22 protein-coding genes are annotated in these 21,085 nt (G+C 64.4%); all 22 read right to left on the bottom strand.

What is annotated here, in order from left to right:
* Positions 1 to 33 precede the first annotated feature (33 nt).
* A complete protein-coding gene (gene flhA, locus VGN46_RS14695; RefSeq protein ID WP_331644479.1) occupies positions 34 to 2,145 on the bottom strand; it encodes a flagellar biosynthesis protein FlhA in 2,112 nt (703 codons plus the stop codon).
* Between the two features lie 5 nt (positions 2,146 to 2,150).
* The gene (gene flhB / locus VGN46_RS14690; protein ID WP_331644477.1) at positions 2,151 to 3,296 is read right to left on the bottom strand and encodes a flagellar biosynthesis protein FlhB; all 1,146 of its coding nucleotides are present in this window, start codon (positions 3,294 to 3,296) and stop codon (positions 2,151 to 2,153) included.
* A 3-nt stretch (positions 3,297 to 3,299) separates the two neighbouring features.
* Positions 3,300 to 4,067, bottom strand: coding sequence for a flagellar biosynthetic protein FliR (gene fliR, locus VGN46_RS14685; RefSeq protein ID WP_331644475.1), 768 nt, complete (start codon positions 4,065 to 4,067; stop codon positions 3,300 to 3,302).
* Positions 4,067 to 4,336, bottom strand: a complete 270-nt coding sequence (gene fliQ, locus VGN46_RS14680; protein WP_331644473.1) for a flagellar biosynthesis protein FliQ — start codon at positions 4,334 to 4,336, stop codon at positions 4,067 to 4,069. Before fliQ ends, fliR begins: the two co-directional genes overlap by 1 nt.
* Positions 4,333 to 5,082, bottom strand: a complete 750-nt coding sequence (gene fliP / locus VGN46_RS14675) for a flagellar type III secretion system pore protein FliP (protein WP_331644471.1) — start codon at positions 5,080 to 5,082, stop codon at positions 4,333 to 4,335. Before fliP ends, fliQ begins: the two co-directional genes overlap by 4 nt.
* The gene (locus VGN46_RS14670) at positions 5,079 to 5,495 is read right to left on the bottom strand and encodes a FliO/MopB family protein (protein WP_331644469.1); all 417 of its coding nucleotides are present in this window, start codon (positions 5,493 to 5,495) and stop codon (positions 5,079 to 5,081) included. The genes fliP and VGN46_RS14670 overlap by 4 nt, the downstream gene beginning before the upstream one ends.
* 9 nt (positions 5,496 to 5,504) lie before the next feature.
* Positions 5,505 to 5,837: a flagellar motor switch protein FliN gene (fliN, locus tag VGN46_RS14665; RefSeq protein ID WP_331644467.1), complete on the bottom strand. Its 333-nt coding sequence runs from the start codon at positions 5,835 to 5,837 to the stop codon at positions 5,505 to 5,507.
* 310 nt (positions 5,838 to 6,147) lie between these two features.
* Positions 6,148 to 7,167, bottom strand: a complete 1,020-nt coding sequence (fliM, locus tag VGN46_RS14660) for a flagellar motor switch protein FliM (protein WP_331644465.1) — start codon at positions 7,165 to 7,167, stop codon at positions 6,148 to 6,150.
* 16 nt (positions 7,168 to 7,183) lie between these two features.
* Positions 7,184 to 7,675: a flagellar basal body-associated FliL family protein gene (locus VGN46_RS14655; protein ID WP_331644463.1), complete on the bottom strand. Its 492-nt coding sequence runs from the start codon at positions 7,673 to 7,675 to the stop codon at positions 7,184 to 7,186.
* A 206-nt stretch (positions 7,676 to 7,881) separates the two neighbouring features.
* Positions 7,882 to 9,054, bottom strand: a complete 1,173-nt coding sequence (locus VGN46_RS14650) for a flagellar hook-length control protein FliK (RefSeq protein ID WP_331644461.1) — start codon at positions 9,052 to 9,054, stop codon at positions 7,882 to 7,884.
* A gap of 58 nt (positions 9,055 to 9,112) precedes the next feature.
* The gene (gene fliJ / locus VGN46_RS14645) at positions 9,113 to 9,538 is read right to left on the bottom strand and encodes a flagellar export protein FliJ (protein ID WP_331644459.1); all 426 of its coding nucleotides are present in this window, start codon (positions 9,536 to 9,538) and stop codon (positions 9,113 to 9,115) included.
* The gene (gene fliI, locus VGN46_RS14640) at positions 9,538 to 10,899 is read right to left on the bottom strand and encodes a flagellar protein export ATPase FliI (RefSeq protein WP_331644457.1); all 1,362 of its coding nucleotides are present in this window, start codon (positions 10,897 to 10,899) and stop codon (positions 9,538 to 9,540) included. Before fliI ends, fliJ begins: the two co-directional genes overlap by 1 nt.
* Positions 10,896 to 11,579, bottom strand: a complete 684-nt coding sequence (locus VGN46_RS14635; protein ID WP_331644455.1) for a FliH/SctL family protein — start codon at positions 11,577 to 11,579, stop codon at positions 10,896 to 10,898. The genes fliI and VGN46_RS14635 overlap by 4 nt, the downstream gene beginning before the upstream one ends.
* On the bottom strand, positions 11,579 to 12,568 hold the full coding sequence (fliG, locus tag VGN46_RS14630) for a flagellar motor switch protein FliG (protein ID WP_331644561.1): 990 nt from the start codon (positions 12,566 to 12,568) through the stop codon (positions 11,579 to 11,581). Before fliG ends, VGN46_RS14635 begins: the two co-directional genes overlap by 1 nt.
* Before the next feature lie 10 nt (positions 12,569 to 12,578).
* Positions 12,579 to 14,288 carry a flagellar basal-body MS-ring/collar protein FliF gene (fliF, locus tag VGN46_RS14625; RefSeq protein ID WP_331644453.1) on the bottom strand — a complete coding sequence of 570 codons (1,710 nt, stop codon included), beginning with the start codon at positions 14,286 to 14,288 and terminating at the stop codon, positions 12,579 to 12,581.
* 36 nt (positions 14,289 to 14,324) lie between these two features.
* Positions 14,325 to 14,654, bottom strand: a complete 330-nt coding sequence (gene fliE / locus VGN46_RS14620) for a flagellar hook-basal body complex protein FliE (RefSeq protein ID WP_331644452.1) — start codon at positions 14,652 to 14,654, stop codon at positions 14,325 to 14,327.
* A 69-nt stretch (positions 14,655 to 14,723) separates the two neighbouring features.
* Positions 14,724 to 16,139: a sigma-54 dependent transcriptional regulator gene (locus VGN46_RS14615; RefSeq protein WP_331644451.1), complete on the bottom strand. Its 1,416-nt coding sequence runs from the start codon at positions 16,137 to 16,139 to the stop codon at positions 14,724 to 14,726.
* 285 nt (positions 16,140 to 16,424) lie between these two features.
* Positions 16,425 to 16,985 carry a PilZ domain-containing protein gene (locus VGN46_RS14610; RefSeq protein ID WP_331644450.1) on the bottom strand — a complete coding sequence of 187 codons (561 nt, stop codon included), beginning with the start codon at positions 16,983 to 16,985 and terminating at the stop codon, positions 16,425 to 16,427.
* A 22-nt stretch (positions 16,986 to 17,007) separates the two neighbouring features.
* Complete coding sequence (locus VGN46_RS14605; RefSeq protein ID WP_331644449.1) at positions 17,008 to 17,304, bottom strand: flagellar protein FliT; 297 nt, start codon at positions 17,302 to 17,304, stop codon at positions 17,008 to 17,010.
* The gene (gene fliS, locus VGN46_RS14600) at positions 17,301 to 17,717 is read right to left on the bottom strand and encodes a flagellar export chaperone FliS (protein WP_331644448.1); all 417 of its coding nucleotides are present in this window, start codon (positions 17,715 to 17,717) and stop codon (positions 17,301 to 17,303) included. The genes VGN46_RS14605 and fliS overlap by 4 nt, the downstream gene beginning before the upstream one ends.
* A gap of 20 nt (positions 17,718 to 17,737) precedes the next feature.
* A complete protein-coding gene (fliD, locus tag VGN46_RS14595; protein WP_331644447.1) occupies positions 17,738 to 19,096 on the bottom strand; it encodes a flagellar filament capping protein FliD in 1,359 nt (452 codons plus the stop codon).
* Between the two features lie 141 nt (positions 19,097 to 19,237).
* On the bottom strand, positions 19,238 to 20,662 hold the full coding sequence (locus VGN46_RS14590; RefSeq protein ID WP_331644446.1) for a flagellin: 1,425 nt from the start codon (positions 20,660 to 20,662) through the stop codon (positions 19,238 to 19,240).
* Positions 20,663 to 21,085 lie beyond the last annotated feature (423 nt).

Genomic DNA, 21,085 nt, shown 5'->3' with positions numbered 1-21,085 from the left:
CGCCGGGGCAAATCCCCGAGCGGTGTCTCATTCCTATCGTCCCAGGGCCGTCACCAGCTTGACGCGGCGGTTGTCCGGAACTTCGTTGTAGGCAAGTACATGCAGGTTTTGGGCCACATGCCGCGTAAAGCGCGAAAGCCACGGACGAAGCGCAGGAGAAACCAGCAGGACGGCGGGTTCGCCGGCGGCCTCCTGGCGGCGAGCCGCGTCGGCGACGTTCTTCTGCAAGCGATCGGCCAGGCCCGGCTCGACTGCCGCGCCAGCGGGGCCACTACCTTGCAGCGACTGGAGCAAGATCTGTTCGAGTTCGGGTGCCAAAGTAATGACGGGCACTTCCGTGCCGAGGCCGGCGATCTCCTGCACGATCTGGCGACCCAGGCCGACGCGTACCGCGGCGGCAAGCACGCCCGGATCCTGGCTCTGCCCCGCGTTCTCCGCCAGCGATTCGACGATGCCGCGGAAGTTGCGGATAGGCACGCGCTCGGCGAGCAGGTTCTGCAGCACCTTGACCACCGCGCCGAGCGAGAGGCGCTTCGGCACCAGGTCTTCCACCAGTTTCGGGGTCTGCTGGGCCAGGCGGTCGAGCAGCTGCTGCACGTCCTGGTGACCGATGAGTTCGTGCGCGTGGTTCTGCAGGATGTGCGAAAGGTGGGTGGCGATGACCGTGGCCGGATCGACCACGGTGTAGCCGAGGGTCTGCGCGTGTTCGCGCAGGCCCGGCTCAATCCAGACCGCGTCCAGGCCAAAGGCGGGGTCACGGGTGGCGATACCGTTGATGGTGCCGTGCACGCGGCCCGGGTCGATCGCCAGCATGCGCTCGGTATGGATTTCAGCTTCGCCCATGGGGACGCCCATCAGCGAGATGCGATAGCCGTGCGGCGCCAGGTCGAGGTTGTCGCGGATATGCACGGAAGGCACGAGGAAGCCCAGTTCCTGCGAGAGCTTGCGCCGCACCGACTTGATCCGCGCCATAAGCTCACCGCCCTGCGCCTTGTCGACCAGCGGAATGAGGCGGTAGCCGACTTCGAGGCCGACCGTGTCGACCTGGGCCACGTCTTCCCACGACAGTTCCAGGCGCTCGGCCGGCGGTGTAGCGTCGAGCGCGGCCAGCTCGGTACCCGGAACGCCCGGCGTGCCAGCGGTGGCGCCTGCCGGCAAATCCTTGCGCTGCTGCAGCTTCCACGCACCGAAGCCTGCGATGCCTGCCAGGAGGAGGAACGGAATATTTGGCATGCCCGGGATCAGGCCCATCACGCCAAGCACCGCGGCCGCCACCGCCAGCGCCTTGGGCTGGCTGAACAGCTGGCCGAATACCTGCTTGCCCATTTCCTGCGACTTCGACACGCGGGTGACGATGACCGCCGTGGCGATCGAGAGCATGAGGCCCGGCACCTGGGCGACCAGGCCATCACCGATGGTCAGCAGCGTGTAGGTGTGCGCAGCTTCGCCGGCCGAGAGGCCGTGCTGGAACATGCCGATGAAGAAGCCACCGAGCATGTTGATGACCAGGATCAGGATGCCGGCGGTGGCATCGCCACGGACGAACTTCGAGGCACCATCCATCGAGCCGTAGAAATCGGCTTCCTCGCGCACTTCCTGACGGCGCTCGCGGGCCTGTTCCTGGGTGAGCAGGCCGGCATTGAGATCCGCATCGATCGCCATCTGCTTGCCGGGCATGGCATCGAGGGTGAAGCGTGCCGTCACTTCGGACACGCGGGTGGCGCCCTTGGTCACCACCACGAAGTTGATAATGGTGAGGATGGCGAACACGACGAAGCCGACGGCGAAATTGCCGCCAATGACAAACTCGGCGAACGCCTCGATGACCTTGCCCGCCGCACCCGGGCCGTTATGGCCGTGCAGCAGCACCACGCGGGTGGAGGCGATATTCAGGGCCAGGCGCAGCAAGGTCGCGAACAGCACCACTGTCGGGAACGACGCCAGTTCCAGCGGGCGCATCACGTACATGGTGGCCAGCAGGATCACCAGCGACAGCGCGATGTTGAACGTGAACAGCAGGTCCAGCATGAACGGCGGCAGCGGCAGCATCATCATGCCGAGCATGATCAGCATAGCGATCGGCGCGGCCACGCCGCGTCGGCCGATCTGCCGGAACGTGCCCATCAAGTTCTGGGAGGCTGCCATCTGTCTCACTTATCCATGCGGTAAGGGCCCATCAGCTCCGGATCGATATCCTGCTGGGGCATGTCGGGCGGGAGATCGCCCATAGCGATCGCCTGCTTCAACCGGAACACGTAGGCCAGGATCTGGGCCACGGCCACGAACAGGGCCGAGGGGATTTCACGTCCGATTTCCGTCGTGTGATACAAGGCTCGTGCCAACGGAGCCGCCTCGACCACCGGCACCTTCGATTCGGTACCCAGTTGGCGGATCTGCAGGGCGATCACGTCCATGCCCTTGGCCACCACGCGCGGCGCTCCCATGCGGGTTTCGTCGTATTTGAGGGCCACCGAGAAGTGCGTCGGGTTGGCGATGATGACGTCGGCCGAGGGCACGTCTTCCATCATCCGGCGGCGGGCCATCTGGTGCTGCATCTGGCGGATTTTTGACTTCAGTTCCGGCGAGCCCTCGTTTTCCTTGTGCTCGTCCTTCACTTCCTGCTTGGTCATCTTCATCTTCGAAAGGAAGCTGTACTTCTGCCAGGGCGCATCGACCAGGCCAATGGCGCCCATGGCAATGGCGAAGATGAGTGAGGCGCTGCCGAACATACCGAAGGCGTGGGCAATGCCCTCCTCCACCGAGCCCGAGCCCACGGCATACATCTCGACCGTGCTCTTGCGCAGGTACCAGGCCAGCGCGCCGCCGATGACGAACAATTTCAATATGGACTTGCCGAGCTCGACCAGGCCATTCTTCGAGACCAGCCGGGAAAGACCCTGGATCGGGTTCAGGCGGTCGAACTTGGGCGTCAGCGCCTGGAACGAGAAATTCAGCCCGCCCATCAGCGCGGGGGCGGCGATCGCCGCGGCCATGGTCACCGCGAACAGCGGGCCCAGCATGCGCAGGGCCTCCAGCAGGGCTGTCATCAGCGCCCGCTGCAGGCCGTTGACGGCGAACAGGTCTTCGCGCCCGTAGTTCAGGCCCACGTGCATGATGTTGGCGGCGTGCTTCGCCATCTCAGCGCGCGAGGCGATGAGCATGGCCACGCCCGAGAACACCACGACGGCGGTGGACAGCTCGCGCGAGCGCGGCAGCTCGCCCTTTTCACGGGATTCGCGAAGTCGTTTGTCACTTGGGGCTTCGGTTTTGTCTTCCTTGTCTGCGCCTTCGCTCACGGCCTACCTCCCGATGAGCTGGCGCATGGTTCCCCATGCGGCCGTGGTGAGCGAATCCCAGGCGCTGGGCAAGCCACGCAAGGACAACCAGACGGCGATCATGCCGAGGCAGATGGTGATCGGGAAGCCGACAGCGAACAGGTTCATCGACGGTGCCGAGCGGCTGATGGCGCCAAAGCCGAAGTTCACCACCAGCAACGCGGTGAGCGCCGGCAGCGCCACGCGGACCGCGCCACTGAACAGGTGGGAGGCAAAGGTGAGCACGCCCCACACGCCATCGGTGCCGATGCCGCCCTGCCCGACCGGCATGCTGCGGAAGCTCTCCGCAAGCAGGTCGATCAACTGCAGGTGGCCGTTGAGGACCAGGAAAATCAGCGTGACGAGCATGGAGTACAGCTGGCCGAGGACGGGCGTGGTGCCGCCCAGGCCGGGGTTCACCACCTCGGCGAAGCCGAGGCTCATCGCCTGGGATACGAACTGCCCCGCGTACGAAACGGCTTCGAACACCAGCTTCAGTACGAAGCCGAGCGCCGCGCCGATCAGGATTTGCTGGGCCAGCGTGGCCACGCCTTCGGCGGAAAGCGGGCGGATCGCGAGCGGTGCCAACGGCGCCAGCACGATCGTCAGCATGAGCGTGATGCCCAACCGGATACGCACCGGGATGACCGTGGAGCTGAAAATCGGCGCCATGAGCATCAGTCCGGTAATCCGGGCGAGCGCCCAGCAGGCACTCCCGACCCACCCCTCGAGCTGGCCGAGATCCAGCGGCATCAACGTACTGCCTGAGGCAGGCTTTCGATAAGGGTGCGGGTGAAATCGACCATGGTGCGCAGCATCCACGGGCCGGTGATGATGCCGACGAGGGCCATGCAGATCAGCTTCGGAATGAAGCTGAGGGTCTGCTCGTTAATCTGCGTGGCGGCCTGGATCATGCCCACGATGAGACCCACCGCCAGCGCGGTGAGCAGCAGCGGCGCGCCGACCAGCATGGCGATGTGCAGGGCCTGCTGGCCGAAGTTGATGACCGATTCGGGCGTCACTGGTAGAAGCTCCCGGCCAGCGTGCCGAGCAGCAAGGTCCACCCATCGACCAGCACGAACAGCATGATCTTGAAGGGCAGCGAGATGATCACCGGCGAGACCATCATCATGCCCATGGACATGAGCACGGAAGCGACGACCAGGTCGATGATCAGGAACGGGATGAACAGCAGGAAGCCCATCTGGAACGCGGTCTTCAGCTCGCTGGTAAGGAACGCCGGCAACGCCACGCGATAGGGTACGGCTTCCTTGTCGGCGTAGGGCTGCTCATTGGCCAGCTTGGTGAAGAGCTGCAGATCCGGCTCGCGGGTCTGCTCGAGCATGAAGTGCTTGAACGGCGCCGCCGCGAGGGGCAGCGCATCCTGCACGCTCATCTGGCCATCCATGTAGGGCTTCACGCCCGCGTCGTAGGCCTTGTTCAGCACCGGCGACATCACGAACAGGGTAAGGAACAGGGACAGACCCAGGATCACCTGGTTCGGCGGCGTGCTGTTGGTGCCCAGCGCCTGGCGCAGGAAGCCCAGGACGATGATGATCCGGGTGAACGAGGTCATCATCAGCAGGATCGCCGGGATCACCGTCAGCGCGGTCATCAGCGCCAGGGTCTGGATCGACAGCGACCACTGCTGGCCGCCATTGGCGCCCGGCTGCACGTTGATCAGCGGGATGCCCGGCGGTTCGGCCGCGAAGGCGGCGAACGGCGAGAGGAGGAGGAGCAAGAGCAGCCCCCACTTCACGTACTTCATGGACGCTTCCACTGGGAGAGGATGTCGCGGAAACCGCGGATCGCCGGGGTATCCGACGGGGTGGTGTCTTCCTGGACCGGGGTTTCCAGCACATGCAGGGTGCGCAGGCCACCGGTCGGCGAGGCGCCCACGAGTAGCTGCTTGCCGCCCACTTCGAGCAGCATGACCTTGTCCTTGAGCCCTACCGGCATGCTCTCGATGAGACGAATCTTCCGCCCGCCCGGGCGCACCCGCGACTGGGCACGGCGGCCCAGCCAGCCAACGAAGAAGATCAGTGCCACGACGCCGAGCAGGCTGATCAGGACACGAACGATCTCCGCGCCCGAGTCCACCGCCGGAGCGGCAGCCACGGGGGCGGCCATCAGGGCGCAGGGGAGGAAGCCACCCGCGAGGGCAGCGGCGATGCGGCGCATGGACGGCCCTCAGCGGAGCTTGCGGACGCGTTCGGCCGGGCTGATCACGTCGGTCAGGCGGATGCCGAACTTCTCGTTGATCACCACCACCTCGCCATGAGCGACGAGCGTGCCGTTCACGAAGACATCGAGCGGCTCACCGGCGGCGCGGTCGAGTTCGACCACCGAGCCCTGGTTGAGCTGCAACAGGTTGCGGATACTGATCTTGGTGCGACCGACTTCCATGGCCATGGTGACCGGGACATCGAGGATGACATCGAGGTTGACGTCACTGCCCAGGCCAAGGTTCTTGGTGAGATCGGCGGCGCCGTCGACGGGTTCGAGGATGGTGGGTTCGTTCATGTCCGAGTATCCGGTGCGTTGCTGGGATGACCCATCCAAGGAAGCAAACGGCGTGCCATGCTTTTGGCACGTGGCGGAACCCTGATTTTCCCTATTTATTTCATAGGCTTGGAAGGTTATCACCCTCCCCTATGCAGGCCTTTCGACGGTGGCTCGCCGGAAACCTGACGCTCGACGGCAGTTAGTCACCATGACGGTCATTTGACGTCACGTTTTCCCTTGCCGAAAACGAACGTAGGAGCGCGCTTGCGCGCGATGGGGGCTTGCGGCAAGCACCCATCGCGCGCTTGCGCGCTCCTACAGGGGTACGTCAGGCGGGTTCGGCGGCCGGTGACGGCGTGGGCGCGGGGTTCTTGATGGAAGGCCGGCGCATGTGCGATTCGAACTGCACCGCCTTGTTGCCGGCGGCGTTGGCCATGCGGCCGCGGAAAATCGGCACGTCTTCGGCAAAGACCGTCGCGAGGTCCGGGAGGCTGATCGGAATGACATCGCCTTTGCGCAGGTGCAGGAAATCGCCAATGGTCAGGCGTGCCTCGGCCAGCATGGAGGTGACCTCTACCTCGGCGTCGAGGATCTCCTCGTGCAGGTTCTGGATCCAGCGCTCATCGCGCTCGGCGCGATCACTCTGCACGCCGGCATCCAGCAATTCGCGGATCGGCTCCACCATGGAGTACGGCAGGGTGAGATGGATTTCACCGCCACCGCCATCCAGCTCGACGTGGAAGCGCGATACCACCACGGTTTCCGTGGGGCTCACGATGTTGGCGAACTGCGGGTTGATCTCGGAGTTCAGGAACTCGAACTGCATCTTCAACACCGGCGACCAGGCCTCAGCCATGGCCCCGAACGCTTCGGCCAGGACGATCTGGATCACCCGGTTTTCGGTGGGCGTGAAATCACGGCCCTCGATACGCGCGTGAAAGCGGCCATCGCCACCGAAGAAGTTATCGATCACGGTGAAGACGAGGCGCGGCTCGAACACCATGAGCGCGGTGCCGCGCAGGGGCTTGATCCGGACCAGGTTCAGGTTGCTCGGCACGGCCAGTGAATGGACGTACTCGTTGAACTTGGTCATCTTCACGCCAAGCACCGAGACCTCACACGATTTCCGCAGCACGTTGAACAGGTTGGCGCGGAAATAACGGGCGAAACGGTCGTTGACCATTTCCAGCGTCGGCAGGCGGCCGCGGACGATGCGGTCCTGCTGGGTGAAGTCGTAATCGAGTATGGAGCCCGGCAGCGGTGGCGGCTCGAGCTCCGTCTCGACGGAGCCGCCCTCCACGCCCGCCAGCAGCGCATCGATTTCTTCCTGGGTGAGGATATCGCTCATGGCCGGACGGCTCCCGTCACTGCATGATGAAGCTGGTGAAATACAGGGCATCGATGCCCGGACGGCCAATCTTTTCCTTCAGCACGCGCTGGACTTCCGCTAGCGCAGCCGCCTGGAGCTTCTGCTTGCCCTTCACATCGGACAGGGTCTTCACATCCTGCGCCGAGAACAGCATGAGCAGCGCGTTGCGAATTTCAGGATCGGCTTCCTTGGCCGCCGCAACGGCTTCCGGGTCGTGCGACATCACGTTGACCCCCACCTGCAGGAAACGCAGGGCGGTGTCATCTTGGAAATTAACCACGAACGCCGGATCCAGTTGCAGGTAAACGGCAGGCTTGGCCTTGGCGGCCTCGATAGCGGCCTGCTCGGCGCTCTTCGGGTGGCCACCCTTCAGCATGAAAAAGGCGCCAGCGCCGCCAGCGACCAGGACGAGCGCGCCAACGATCAGCAGCACCTTGCCCTTGCCCTTCTTCTTACCTTCGTCGCCGTCTTTCTTTGCCGTGGCCATGCGGGTGGAACCTCGTTGATGCGAATGCGGATATGGCTGGCCCCTACGGGCCCCGCGGGTATTGTTGCAAGCGGCGTGCCATCACGCACAGTAGGTTGTCGCGGCGTAAACCCCTTTTTTCGCGAGGTTTACGCCCTTGGGCAGGTCATGACGAAGAAGGCGGAAAATTGACGCGCGACGTCATTACGTCACATCGCGCGGAGGCCTCAGGCGACCTCGTCGACCAGGCCACGCGAGACGCGCGACGTGGCGGCGGTCATGAGCGTGTCGTCACCACCATCGGGCGAAGCCGAACCGCTGCCCCGCCCCTGGCCCTGGTTGTCGTTGTGCTGCTGGGCGCCACCCTGGTTGACCTCGGCCTGGCCAAGCGAAAGACCGTGGTGGGCCAGCATGCTGTCCAGGTTCGAGAGCGTCTGCTGCACGGCATGCACGGCGGCCGGATGCTGCGCCATGATCGCGACATTCACCTTGCCGCCATCGACGTTCACGCGGACATCCATGCTGCCCATCTCTTCAGGGTGCAGCTTGATCCTGGCTTCCTTGATATCGCCGGCGGCGGAGCTCATCCACGCGATTTGTTCTCCCAGGGCCTGGGAAAACTGTGGCGACGTCGTGGCCTGGGTGGCCTGGAGCTGGGTCACGCTACCGAGGTCACCTGCCGCCGGTGCATGGGCGAGCGGCATCGGGCCGGCCGCGGCGAGGTCGATCCCCTTGGCGTCGTCCTTGGTCACGGCGGTGGCTGCACCTTCCGTCGCCAGCAACGCGGCGAACGGCGATGCCGTGGCCGCGCCAGGGGCTGCAGAGACGGCGCCAGTGGCCGTGGCCGCCGTGAGTGCGTCGAGACCGGTGCCCTGCGCCGCAGCCGCCGAATCGGTTGTGTCGCCCTTGGCACCAGTAAGCGCGGCGAGGGCCGCACCGGCGTTCCCGGTCGCTACATCCTTGGCCAGGCCAAGCCCTTTCGCCGCGATCTGCGTCACCTGAACCGGGACGCCAATAAGGGCCAGCATGGAGGCTGCGAGCGAGGTGTTGTCGCTATCGGCGTTCGCCGCATCCTTCGTGTCCGCGTCATCGTCCTTCGTGGCGGACGGGTCGTCTTTTTTCGTATCCGCGGCGGCCTTGGGATCCTTGTCGTCCGAGGATTTCGCGGGCGCCTTCGCCGCCGTCGTTGCCTCGTGATCGGCACCCGCGGACTTGCGGCCCTGCGTATCCGCACGCGCCGCGTCCATCGCGTGGCCGAAGTGCTTCTGCGGGGCCACGGTATCCGCCGCCGATGTCGCCGACGACGCCGCGCTCGACCCAGCCGGTGCTACCGCCGGTGAGGCGGCATGCGCGGGGGCCGAGGGCCGGGCGGCATTCAGGAGAAGCGAAGCGTTATTCATGCGTTTGGCTCGATAAGGTCGATCGGTGGGAGGCGCGGCGTGGTCCACATCAGGCCCCTCACCTGGGATGTTTGCGGTACTGCGAACGTTCGTCGGCCTGCTCCTGCTCGCGACGATCCTCCTGCTTGCGCTCCTGCTCGCGGTAGTTCGCCGTCACGGTGTCCAGTGCCTTGGCACGTCCACGCGCTTCGGTCCAGTCGCCGCGTGCGCGCTCAAGCGCGCGTTCGCGGCGCTGCACCTCGCCGAGCTGCTGCACGATCGCCATGTCGATTTTCTGCAGGAACTGCTGGCGATTCAGCAGTTCAGCCACGCCGATGCCCGAGGGCATTTCGGCATATTCGTTGCGGTACCGGCGCAGCTCCACCAGTTGGTGTTCGGCATCGGCCAGCGCCTGCTGCTGCGTAGCGAGCATGCGCGTGGCCTCCTCCGCCTTCTCGGCGGCGAGATCCACGACCGGTTGCAGGCGATCGGCGCGCGACGGCATCAGCCGGCCCTCGCAGCATCGACGAGGCCAGCCTCAGCCTCATCGAGGAAGACCGGCGTGTCGGTTTCCTGCTGGAGGAAGGCCGACAGTTTCGGGTACAGCGCGATCGCCTCGTCGGTGCGCGGGTCGCTGCCTTGCTTGTAGGCGCCAACGGCGATGAGATCGCGCTGCTGGCGGTAGGCGGAATAGACCTGGCGGAAGCGCTGCGCGGCACGCATGTGGTCCTTGCTTACCACTGACGGCATGACGCGGCTGATCGATGCCTCGACATCGATGGCCGGGTAGTGCCCTGCCTCGGCCAGGTCGCGCGACAGCACGATATGGCCATCGAGGATGGCGCGCGCCGAGTCCGCGATCGGATCATGCCGGTAATCATCACCCTCGGTGAGCACGGTGTAGAACGCCGTGATCGAACCGCGGCCTTCCGCGTCGTTACCTGCGCGCTCGACCAAAGCTGGCAGCATGGCGAACACGGATGGTGGATAGCCCTTGGTCGCCGGCGGCTCGCCAATCGCCAGTGCGATCTCGCGCTGGGCCTGGGCGTAACGGGTTAGCGAATCCATGAGCAGCAGCACGCGCTTGCCTTCATCGCGAAAATGCTCGGCCACGGCGGTCGCCACCTGGGCGCCACGCAGGCGCGACAACGGTGGCGCATCGGCGGGCGCGGCGACGACCACGGCGCGGCGGCGGCCCTCCTCGCCCAGCGTGTGGTCAACGAATTCCTTTACTTCGCGGCCGCGTTCGCCGATCAGCCCCACCACCACCACGTCGGCGTCGGTGAAGCGCGTCATCATGCCCATCAGCGTGGATTTACCCACGCCCGAGCCGGCAAACAAGCCAATGCGTTGGCCACGTCCCACGGTAAGCAGGGAGTTAATCGCACGCACGCCTGTATCGAGCGGCGTATCGATCGGCTGGCGCTGCATGGGGTTGATGGGATCGCGGCGGAGCGGCGCACGGTCGCGCGCCAGCAGCGGGCCCATACCATCCAGTGGCACACCATCCGGTCCGATAACACGGCCGAGCAGTGAGTCGCCCACGGGAACGCCCGAGACAGAAGCCACCGGCGTGACGCGCGCGTTGGGCAGCACGCCGTGCATTTCACCCGTAGGCATCAGCAGCAAGCGGCCATCGGAAAAGCCAACCACCTCGGTTTCAAGTTGCTTGCCGTCCGCGCCCGCCACCATGCAGCGCGAACCGACCGGTGCCTCGCAGCCAACCGCCTCAAGCGTGAGGCCGACAACGCGACGCAGTTTGCCCTCGGCCTGCATCGGGCGCACCCGTTCGACATTGGCGCGCTGTACGGCTAGCGCATCACGCCAGTGCGCGGTGCGACTTGCCTTGTGGTTGTCGGCGCTCACGATGCCGAGTTCTCGTCGGCCACATCGCTATCATTCGCGCTGTCGTCGACCAGGGGGGCTACCAGCACGCTATCGATCACGGCGGCCAGGCGAGTGCGCACGCGGGCATCGAGCCGCGAGTGCTCGCTTTCCAGGCGAACGTCACCACGCTCCAGCGCGGCATCATCGATGACTGCGCCTTCGTGGTCGAGCGACGAGCGATGCTCGCGCACCAGCGCCGCATCGACCGGATTAAGGTGAATTTTCAGATGGCGCGAGCCGGCCGGAAGGACATCAACGGCCTGATGGACGACATCCAGGATTTTTTCGGGACGCGTGGCAATCTCATAGCCCAACACGCGTTCGGCGATCAGCGTCGCCAGTGCCGCGAGATCACCTGCCACGTCACCATCAAGGTCAGCGAACGGGCGCTCCACTGCCGCGAACAGCGCATCCAGCCGCGCCACCTTTTCGGTGAGTTCGCGCCTGGCCATCGCACGGCCTTCGTTCACGCCCGCATTGAAACCTTCTTCACGCGCCTGGCGTTCGATCGCCTCGATCTCGGCCACGGTCGGACGATGCGGGACATCGTCTTCCTCGACATCCTCCACGTGGCGCACGTCGGAGCCGCCGACAACAGGCAGCTCCCAACGCTCGAACTGTTCGATGCGCTCGCGGGAAAGGATCGAGGTCAGGCTCATCAGACGAATTCTTCCCCGCCACCGGCGAGATTGATCTGGCCCGCGTCAGCCAGGCGGCGCGCGGTAGCCAGCACTTCCTTCTGCGCCGCATCCACTTCGGACAGGCGTACGGGACCCTTCACTTCCAGGTCGTCGCGCAGCATGTCCGCGGCGCGCTTGGACATGTTGGCGAAGATCTTTTCGCGAATGGCGACATCGGAGCCTTTCAGAGCCGTGATCAGGCGGGCCGACGGCACTTCGCGCAGGAGCACCTGCATGCTGCGATCATCGAGTTCGGCAAGGTCGTCGAAGACAAACATGAGTTCTTCGATGCGGTCGCCGAGACCCGTGTCGATGCCGCGGATCGAGCTCATCAGCTCGGCCTCGCGTGCCGTTTCCATCGCGTTGAGGATATCGGCGGCCGCCTTGAGGCCGCCCACCGTGGCCGATTTGAGCTTGTTGGAATTGCCGGAGAACTGGCGCTCCATGATTTCGTCGAGCTCGTTCAACGCGTGCGGCTGCACGCCATCCAGCGTGGCGATGCGCATGACGACATCGCTGCGTGTACGCGCCGGCAGGTAACCGATGACTTCAGCGGCCTGGTCAGGCTCGAGGTGCGCCAGCACCAACGCGATGATCTGCGGGTGTTCCTGGCTGATCATCTCGCCGATGGCGCGGCTTTCCATCCACTTCAGCGATTCCAGGCCCTTGCTGCTGCGGCCCAGGAGGATGCGGTCGATCAGGCCGCCGGCCTTGTTCTCGCCCAGCGCATTCACCAGGATGCGACGGATATAGTCTTCGGTGCCCACGCCGATGGCCGTGTGCTGGCCCACGTCTTCCTGCAGCTTGGTGAGGACAACCTCCACCTGCTCCTTCGAGACGTTCTTCAGCTGTGCCATGGCGGTACCTACCGCCTGCACATCACGTGCGCCGAGATGCTTGAGGATCGAAGCCGCATCTTCCTCACCCAGGGTGAGCAGGAGGATCGCGGCCTTCTGCGCGCCCGTCAGGACCTCTTTATCAGCCGCCATCGTCGGATACCCAGCTCTTCACGACCTGCGCTACCTGCTTCGGATTCTCGGCCGCCATCCGTTTGGCAAGGCCGACTTTTTGTTCATAGGCCAGCAGCGCCGGTGCGCCAAGCTGGACGTGGGACCCGCCGCGTGAACGCTCGGGCGACATGTCGTCATCATCGACCATGACCGACACCGTAGGCATCGGGCCGGCCAGCGCCATGCCCTGCTCCGTCACCGGCGCCGGCTTCAGCAAGCCTTTCAACATCGGGCGCAGTACGAAGAAGCCGACGATCAAGGCCACCATGACGCCAAGACCCTGCTTGATCAGGTCAAGCATACCCGGGCGCTCCCATAACGCGGGGCTCTGCGGTGCGTCCTCGGCGGTGACCCCATGGAACGGTTCGTTGATGACGCTGACGCTGTCACCGCGCGCCGAGCTGAAGCCCACCGCGTTCTTGGTGAGTTCGGTCAGGCGCTGAAGCTCTTCCGGCGTAAACGGGACACTTTTGGTTTTACCGTCCTTGTCGGGCACGGTCTTGTTATCGACCACTACGGCGACGGTCAGGCGGGCGACCTTGCCGGCCGGATCGGTCACGTGGCTCACCGTGCGATCAAGTTCGTAGTTACGCGTGGCGCTTTGCTGTTGCTGCGTGGGCGACTGCGCAGTCTGCGTCGTCGCGGCCTGGCCAGGCGCCGCCGGTTTACCTGCCGCGGGATTCGCCGCGGTCGGATTACCGCCGGCGTTCGGTGGCTGGTTACTCAGTGCGCCCGGCACGCCGCCATTGCTGGCAGGATCGGTGCGGGTGTCGCTACTGGTCTGTTCGCTGCGCAGCGCCGGGTTGTCGTGGTTGAAGGTCTCGCTGGCCTTCTCGGTGGATGAGAAGTCGAGATCGGCGAAGACCTGGGCGCGCACCTTGCCTGCACCGACGAGCGGCGCCAGCAGGTCTTCCACGCGCTGGGTGTACGTCGCTTCGATGCGGTTCGACAGGCGCAGGCGGTTGTCGCCGATGGCGGCCGGGCTATCCGGGTCGTTCTGGGTCAGCAGGTTGCCACCCTGGTCGATCACCGAGACGTTGCGCGTATCCAGGTCCGGTACGCTGGCGGCCACGAGGTGGGCAATCGCGGCGACCTGGCCCTGGTCGAGCTGGCGACCTGGGTAAAGCGTGATCACGACCGACGCGCTGGCCGGCTTGTTGTCGCGAATGAAGGCGGAGGGCTTCGGCAGCGCCAGATGCACGCGAGCCGCGCGCACCGATTGCAACCCGGCGATGGTGTTGCCCAGGTCGGCCTCGAGCGCCGACTGGTAACGCGAACGCTCGGCCATGTCGCTCATGCCGAACGGGGAATCCGCCTGCGGCTGCGCATTGGCCGAGCCCTGCGGCAAGCCCTGGCCAGCGAGTTTGAGGCGCACCGCGGCGACATCGGCCACCGGCACGAAGATCGAGCTGCCATCGGTGCTCAGTGTGTACGGTTCGTTCTGCGTCTGCAGCGCCTGGGTGACCGCCGCCGCATCCTTCTGTTCCAGGCCGCCATAGAGCAAGCCGTAGTTCGGGGCACGCGACCACATGACCGCGGCGATACCGATGGCGACGGCGCCTGCGATACCCGCCAGCATGAAGAGCTGGCGCGCGGCCGGCGTCTGCGCAAGCGACTTCAGCGAGTGCATGCGCGAAGCCGAGTTGCCATCCGTGTTAGCGACGCCGTTATCAGCCATGGTGGGAATTCAGTCCTGGGATGCGTGGCAAGTCGGTCAGACCGACATGTTCATGATTTCTTTGTAGGCATCGACCATCTTGTTGCGCACCTCGGTCATGCCGCGGAACGCAAGGTCGGCTTTCTGCCCCTGGATCATCACCTGGGCAAGATCGACGCCCGGGTCACCCCGTTCAAAGGCGGTCGAGAGCTGACTGGCCTTCGTCTGGGTTTCGTTGACGCCATCGATGGACTGCTTGAGCAGATCACCGAACGTGCCTTTCTGGGCGGGGGTGGTCTCACCCACGCCACGCATGGCGGGCATGTCGGTCTGCGCGCTGATGCGGCGCATCTGGAGCAGGAGGCTGTTGACGTCGATCGTGGTCATGACGGTTTTCCAACGCGTATTCGTCTTACCGACACTTCAAGCACGACCCATGCCAACGGTGGAGATGATTCAACCCGCCTGTGCAGCCTCTGACAAGCCGTACTTGCGCAGCTTCTCCACCAGCGTGGTGCGCTGGACACGGAGCAGCTTGGCCGCGTGGGCGACGACGCCGTTGGCGGAATCCAGGGCCTGGCGGATCAGACCGATCTCGATGCCGGCAAGGTGATCCTTCAGGTCCAGACCACCCTGCGGCAGGACCGAGGGATCGCCTTCGCCGCCATAACGGAAGCTCTCGGTGACGTCTGGCTCGGCTTCCATCATGGCGATGAGCGCCGTACCCGATACTTCTTCCACCGGCGTGGCGCCGCGGTACTTTTCCGGCAGGTCGGCGGCACGGACGTCGGCCTGGGGCATAAGGATGGCCATGCGCTCGACCAGGTTCGACAGCTCGCGCACATTACCCGGCCAGGCATGCTGGCACAGCGCGTTCATGGCGCTAGGGGTGAAACGCACCGACGACAGGCCACGCTGGACCAGGCGCTGATTGAACTCGCCGATAAGGGCCGGCAGATCTTCCAGGCGCTGGCGCAGCGGCGGCATTTCCAGCGGGAATACCGACAGGCGGTAGAAGAGATCTTCACGGAACGTGCCGCGCTCGATCGAGCCTTCCAGGTCACGGTGGGTGGCCGCGATGATGCGCACGTCGCAGCGCTGGGCGCGGTTGCCACCCACGCGTTCGAACACGCGCTCCTGCAGGACGCGCAGCAGCTTCACCTGCATCGGCAGGCTCATATCGCCGATTTCGTCGAGGAACAGCGTGCCGCCCTCGGCCATCTCGAAACGGCCCTTGCGTGAGCTGATGGCGCCGGTGAATGCGCCCTTCTCATGGCCGAACAATTCGCTTTCGAGCAGCTCGGCCGGGATGGCGCCGCAGTTGATCGCAACAAACGGCTTGTCGCGACGTGGCGAGCAATCATGGATGGTGCGTGCGACCAGTTCCTTGCCGCTACCGGACTCACCCAGCACCAGCACGCTGGAATCGAATGGAGCGACCTGGCGGATCAGCGCGTTCACCCGCTGCATCGGGCCGGACTGGCCAACGAAGCGAAGGTTCGACGGGACCGACTGCATCCGCGACTGCAGGGTGCGCAGGGCCTCGGAGAGGCGCTCATAGCGCAGCGGCATGTCAATCAGTTCAACGTTCTGGTTGGTGTCGTCGGCGATCAGCGAGGTAGCGATCGGCGAATCGGCTGCCACGAGCATCGGCAGGTCGCGACCCTGGCGGCCCAACGGCGCGAGGAAGGCATCCAGTTCCACGTCGTCATCGACGGTGCCGATGTAGGCGCCGCGCCACGATTCACCTGCTTCGGCCGTATGCATGCGGCTGGCCAGCACCGGGCGGTAGCCCAGGAAGGCCAGCGCCGAACCGACGGCATCAGCGCGGGACGGGTCAGATTCGACGACGAGAAAGTTGGACGACTTCACCGGATATACCTCGCGTGGAGAAAGTTCGAAGGCCCCTCGGCGGGTCCGTGCTGGAATCCCGTCGCCTTCGTTGCAAGATATCAATCAAGGAGCGTGCCAACGTCGGATTTCCGACGGAAGAAGCCTGAAATCCGTGTCAGGGAACGGGTAGTTGCTGCGTAGGGAAAACCTTTTCGGCAACGTATGAAATCGCGGAGGTGAGCGTCAGTGTCAATGCTGACGACACGCGTCACGAATGTGACGCAGGAAGACACGCGACGTTCTTACGTCACGTGACGTAAAAGGTCACCCTTGGGTCGCGTGGGCCTTTGCCTCGGCGATCTGGCGCCGATGCTGCCGGAACACCAGCCGCTCGATCTCGTCACGGACTGGCTCCGAAAGGCCCTCGAAGGCCACGAAACCCTTGCCGTCCAACGGCCCGGCATGGCGGACACCCGGCAGTTCCAGGGGCAGCGCGCGGACCACGTCGAAGTGCAGCTTCAGCAGAACGGGCTGGCCGACCGGGGGCAGGCCCTCCCAGGGCAGGACCGCCCCAAGGCCGTTGAAGCGCAGGGAAATGCGCGGCGGCAGGGCCGATTGCGGCAGCAGCAGCCGGTTGACGATTTCCATCAGGATATTGAGCTTGGCGTCGAGCCGGCCGACTTCCTGGCTCAGGGCGTTGTCGTCCTCGCCCGTATCGACGCGTCGGTCCATGAGGGCGGCGACCGCCACCAGGACGTTGGCGTTACGGTCATTGACCGAGGCCAGCGCGGCGGGCGCAAGGCGCTCGCCGGGCTCGCAGGTGGCGTGGAACCGGGCGTCCCAGGTGACACGCTCCGAAAAGGCTTTCCATGTTTCTTCGCTCATGGGCCTGCCACCGTTGGGAAGATCAGAACGAAGTATACGCAGCCACCGCCTGGCGAACCCGACGCGAGGTGCCCAGGGCCAGCGAGGTCTCGTCACGGGCGGCCGAGACCAGGTCCTTGATCAGGTTATCTATGAGCATGATTGACTTGAGCGATTCCAGCGTTTCCGGTGCCGGACGCATGGTCCCGGCGTGGAGCACGGGATCACGCTCGGCTTCCAGGCCAGTCAGGTCATCCCAGCGGCCCTCTGAGGCGGCGGCGTGCATTGCCTCGGTCAGGGTCAGGACGCGGTCGAGGTCGCAGAACGCGATGGCAGTCATACCGCTGCCCCGGCAACCTTACGGTGTTCAGCCGGGATCGCCACCCAGCTATCACGCACCTGGCCCAGCAGGGTCGCCACTTCATCGAGGGCCAGCGTATCGGCGTGCATGTTGGCGAACAGCAGCCGACGGCTCATGTAGTCGTAAAGGGCATCGAGGCGCTCGACCAGCGAGGTCTCGATCTCGTGGTTCAGGGCCGCCTGCAAGCCACCGATGATCTCGATGGTCTTGGAAATGGCCTCGCCGCGCGAGGCAACATTGCCGGTGGCGATGCATGCGACCGCCAGGCGGATTCGCTCGAGGGCGCCATCCATCAGCAGGGTGATCAGGCCGTGCGCGTCGGCCGCTTCGATGCCACCACCGGTACGAACCTGCTGGTAGGCGCCTGCGCCGCGGGAGTATCCCAGTGCCATGTCTTATCGTTCCTGCCGGCTTACTTGTTCGAGTTGTTCAGCGAATCGAACTGCTGCTGAAGGTAGCTGCTCGTGCTGCTGAGCTTGGTCATCATGGTGTCCAGCGCGGTGTACTGCGTGGTCAGACGCTTGGTGTAGTCCTGCATCTGCACGTCGTAGTCGGACTGCTGCTGCGCGATATCCTTCGTCTTTTGATTCAGGTTGTTCGTGCGCTGAGTGAGGATGCCGGAGCTGGAGGTCCAGCCGGTGATCAGCTTGTCGAGCTTGGGCGCGATGCCGTTGTCACCGCTGAGCAGGTTCTGCGTCTCCTTGGGATTGGACGCCATGAACTTGGTGAGTTTGGTCGAATCGAACGCGAGCGTGCCATCCACCTGGAAGGAAACACCCAGGTTGCTAAGCGAACTGGGGCCGCCGTTCGCGGCGGGAACCTGCGAGCCAAGAAGACTGCTGACCTGACTCTTGATCGACATGACCGTGGCGTCGCCGATCAGCGCGCCCACCTGGTTATTGGTCGAGTCGTACTTGGTCAGGGTCTGGTACGTGGAAACAAACGAGTTGTAGGCGGTAACCAGGCTCTGCATGGCCGCGGTCACGGCCGAAGTGTCCGTTGTAATGCTTACGCTGCTGCTGCCTTCCTTCACGAGGGAAAGCGTAACGCCGTCAATGGCATCTGCCACGGTATTGGTGGCGCTGGTCGCGTCCGTGCCGTCGATCGAGAACTCGGCATCCTGCGCCTTCGTCGTCGGGGTACCGGTTGCCGGGTCAAACGCGAGCGTCGAAAGGCCGCCGTCGCCGCCACTGGCACTGACCGAAAACGCATTCGCAGCACCGGTGGTGGAGGAAGACAACACCAGGTGCGCGCCATCCTTACCGGTGACGATGCTCGCCGTGACTCCGGGGTTATCGGAAGCCTTGTTGATCTTGTCGCGGATATCCTGAAGCGAATTGCCCGTCGTACCGATATCCAGGCTCATGGACTTGTCGCCGATTGCGATAGTCAATGTGCCCGTGCCCACGGCAGCCGTCGAGCTGGCAATGGCGGTTGAGGTAGTCTTCTGAGCCGCTGCGAGCTTGCTCACCACGATGTTGTAGTTGCCCGGGACCGCGGTGCTATCGGCGGAGGCAGTCAGGATCGTGTTGTCGCCGACCGAGGTCTTCTGCGTGGTGAACGCGGAGCCGTTGGTCAAAGCCTTGATGGCGCTCTGCAGGCTGGTCAGCGAGGACGTAAAATTGCCGACCGCCGAAATCTGGGTGGTGTTGGCTGTGCTGGCGTCGGAAAGCTGTTTGTCTTTCGCGGCGCGCTTGTTTGCTACAAGGTTCGAAACGATCGACGCGACGTCGATCGAGCTGGAACCCAGGGTAATCGGATTAGTGGCCATGAGAATCTCCGTGAAGACGCCTCACTGCCCTGGGCGCCAATTTGCCGACGGGTGACCCTGGAAACAGGGCCACCCGTGGCAATTAAGCAATTACCCTGCCAACCCCGAGGCTAACCTCGGGAGAGGCGGAGCTCCGGGCGATTAGCCGAGGAGCTTGGTCACGATCTGCTGCGAGGAGTTCGCGGTGGCGAGCACCGAGACACCGGCCTGCTGCAGGATCTGCGCCGAGGACATGTTCGCCGTCTCCATCGCGAAGTCGGCGTCGGTGATGGCCGACTTCGACGAGGTCAGGTTCTGCGAGATGTTCGACAGGTTGGAGATGGTCGAATCGAAGCGGTTCTGCACCGCGCCGAGGTCCGAGCGCAGGTCGGAAACCGACTGCAGGGCAGCGTCGATGCGGACGATCGTGGCGTTCGCGGCGTCAGCCGTCGCGACGCTGGAGCCGTCGAGCGAGCCAGAAGTCGTGGCCTGGTCGGTGATGCCGATCGTGCCCGCCTGGGTACCCGTCACCGTATAGCCGCTGGTCGAAGCGATGTTCAGCTTGCCATTGGTGCCCACGTAAGCGCTGATACCGGTGCTGGAGTGCGAGTTGATCGCGTCGGCGACCGACTGGGTGTCCTTATAGGTGCCAGCCAGGCTGAACGAGGTGTCGCCTACCTTGATGTTGACGCCAGCGGTGCCGCCAGCGATGACCAGCTGGGACGGGACAGCTGCGGTGTCGGCCGTGCCAGCGACGCCAGCAGCGAACTTGGCCGCGTCGGTGCCGGTGATCGCCGGCGAGGTCGCGCCGTTCGCAGCATTGGAGATCTTCAGCTTGCCTGCGTCGTTAGCGACAACGTAGTTCGAACCGAGCTGGGTCTGCACGTCGGCCGCGAGAGCGTCCGCATCGGCGTAGGTCGTACCGGTCGTCACGGCTTTGCCGTCGACGCTGAACGAAGAAGCCGCCGTGAGGCTGAAGGCAGCCGAGCTCTCGACCGAACCGGCGGTGCCCGGGACAGCGGCAACAGCGGCGGTGAACGAGGAAGCAAGGTCGATCGACTGGCCAGCGGTCTGGCCAATCTGGGTGGCCTTCATGCCCTGGTTCAGGTTGACGTTGATGACTTCACCGACGTTCGCACCGACCTGGAAGCTCAGGTTCTGAGACGAACCGTCGAGGACCTTCATGCCGTTGAAGTTGGTCTGGGTCGCGATACGGGTCACTTCCGACAGACGCTGCTGCACTTCGGCGTCCAGTGCGGCGCGGTCGCTCTGCGAGTTCGACGCGTTGGTCGACTGCACGGCCAGCTCGCGGATGCGCTGCAGGTTGTTGGTGACTTCGTCGAGGGCCGACTCGGTCGTCTGCGAGAGCGAGATGCCGTCGTTGGCATTCTGGACCGCGCGGTTCAGACCGTTGATCTGGGTGGTCATGCGGGTGGAGATCGCCATGCCCGCGGCGTCATCCTTGGCGCTGTTGATGCGGTTACCCGACGACAGACGCTCGATCGCCGAAGACAGCTTCGTCTGCGAGGTCGTCAGGTTGCGCTGAGCATTCAGCGACATGATGTTGGTGTTGATGGTCAAAGCCATGATCTTGATCCTTTGGTAGCGGAACCGAATTGCCGGAGTAGGTGCGGCGTATTCCGGCGGGGTTCCGTAAGGGAAGCCTTCCGCCTCAGAGAGGTTTACGGCACGCCGGGAGGAAACTTGAGAACTTTTTCTACCTGTCAACAGTTATTTCTTGACGGGGCGTGAAAGGAGCCCTGCCCAGCCACTGTCGAGGGAGGTATCGGCACGAATGCGCCGGGGTTTAGGGCCATTTTTCGCTTCCTTGTGTGGAAATCCGGCCAGGGGGTCCCGGCCGGCAACCGTGCCGTTGGTGGAAAGGTCAACCCAAGGTGCTGCAAGAATCCGGGGCGTGGTGGCGACCGCCCGGCAAAACCATCCATAGTGAACGTCTTACGCGTTCTGCCATTAGGCCCCTGTAGGAGCGCGCTTGCGCGCGATCGCGCG

It is taken from the genome of Luteibacter sp., assembly GCF_036500425.1.
In the GTDB taxonomy this organism is placed as follows: Bacteria; Pseudomonadota; Gammaproteobacteria; order Xanthomonadales; family Rhodanobacteraceae; genus Luteibacter.
The sequence above is the reverse complement of the archived record's forward strand: the minus strand, read 5'-3'. Positions and strand labels throughout refer to the sequence as shown.

Excerpts from the sequence above, each read along its gene's own strand:
- VGN46_RS14650 (WP_331644461.1), bottom strand. The coding sequence starts at position 9,054 with ATGAATAACGCTTCGCTTCTCCTGAATGCCGCCCGGCCCTCGGCCCCC.
- fliS (WP_331644448.1), bottom strand. The coding sequence starts at position 17,717 with ATGGCACTGGGATACTCCCGCGGCGCAGGCGCCTACCAGCAGGTTCGT.
- fliP (WP_331644471.1), bottom strand. The coding sequence starts at position 5,082 with ATGAAGTACGTGAAGTGGGGGCTGCTCTTGCTCCTCCTCCTCTCGCCG.
- VGN46_RS14610 (WP_331644450.1), bottom strand. The coding sequence starts at position 16,985 with ATGAGCGAAGAAACATGGAAAGCCTTTTCGGAGCGTGTCACCTGGGAC.
- fliJ (WP_331644459.1), bottom strand. The coding sequence starts at position 9,538 with ATGCCGTCGCGCGCCGATCGCCTGCAACCGGTCGTGGATCTCGCCGCC.
- VGN46_RS14605 (WP_331644449.1), bottom strand. The coding sequence starts at position 17,304 with ATGACTGCCATCGCGTTCTGCGACCTCGACCGCGTCCTGACCCTGACC.
- VGN46_RS14635 (WP_331644455.1), bottom strand. The coding sequence starts at position 11,579 with ATGAGCCTGACCTCGATCCTTTCCCGCGAGCGCATCGAACAGTTCGAG.
- flhA (WP_331644479.1), bottom strand. The coding sequence starts at position 2,145 with ATGGCAGCCTCCCAGAACTTGATGGGCACGTTCCGGCAGATCGGCCGA.
- VGN46_RS14670 (WP_331644469.1), bottom strand. The coding sequence starts at position 5,495 with ATGCGCCGCATCGCCGCTGCCCTCGCGGGTGGCTTCCTCCCCTGCGCC.
- fliF (WP_331644453.1), bottom strand. The coding sequence starts at position 14,288 with ATGGCTGATAACGGCGTCGCTAACACGGATGGCAACTCGGCTTCGCGC.
- fliR (WP_331644475.1), bottom strand. The coding sequence starts at position 4,067 with ATGCCGCTGGATCTCGGCCAGCTCGAGGGGTGGGTCGGGAGTGCCTGC.
- fliM (WP_331644465.1), bottom strand. The coding sequence starts at position 7,167 with ATGAGCGATATCCTCACCCAGGAAGAAATCGATGCGCTGCTGGCGGGC.
- VGN46_RS14590 (WP_331644446.1), bottom strand. The coding sequence starts at position 20,662 with ATGGCTTTGACCATCAACACCAACATCATGTCGCTGAATGCTCAGCGC.
- VGN46_RS14655 (WP_331644463.1), bottom strand. The coding sequence starts at position 7,675 with ATGGCCACGGCAAAGAAAGACGGCGACGAAGGTAAGAAGAAGGGCAAG.
- fliE (WP_331644452.1), bottom strand. The coding sequence starts at position 14,654 with ATGACCACGATCGACGTCAACAGCCTCCTGCTCCAGATGCGCCGCATC.
- fliD (WP_331644447.1), bottom strand. The coding sequence starts at position 19,096 with ATGGCCACTAATCCGATTACCCTGGGTTCCAGCTCGATCGACGTCGCG.
- fliN (WP_331644467.1), bottom strand. The coding sequence starts at position 5,837 with ATGAACGAACCCACCATCCTCGAACCCGTCGACGGCGCCGCCGATCTC.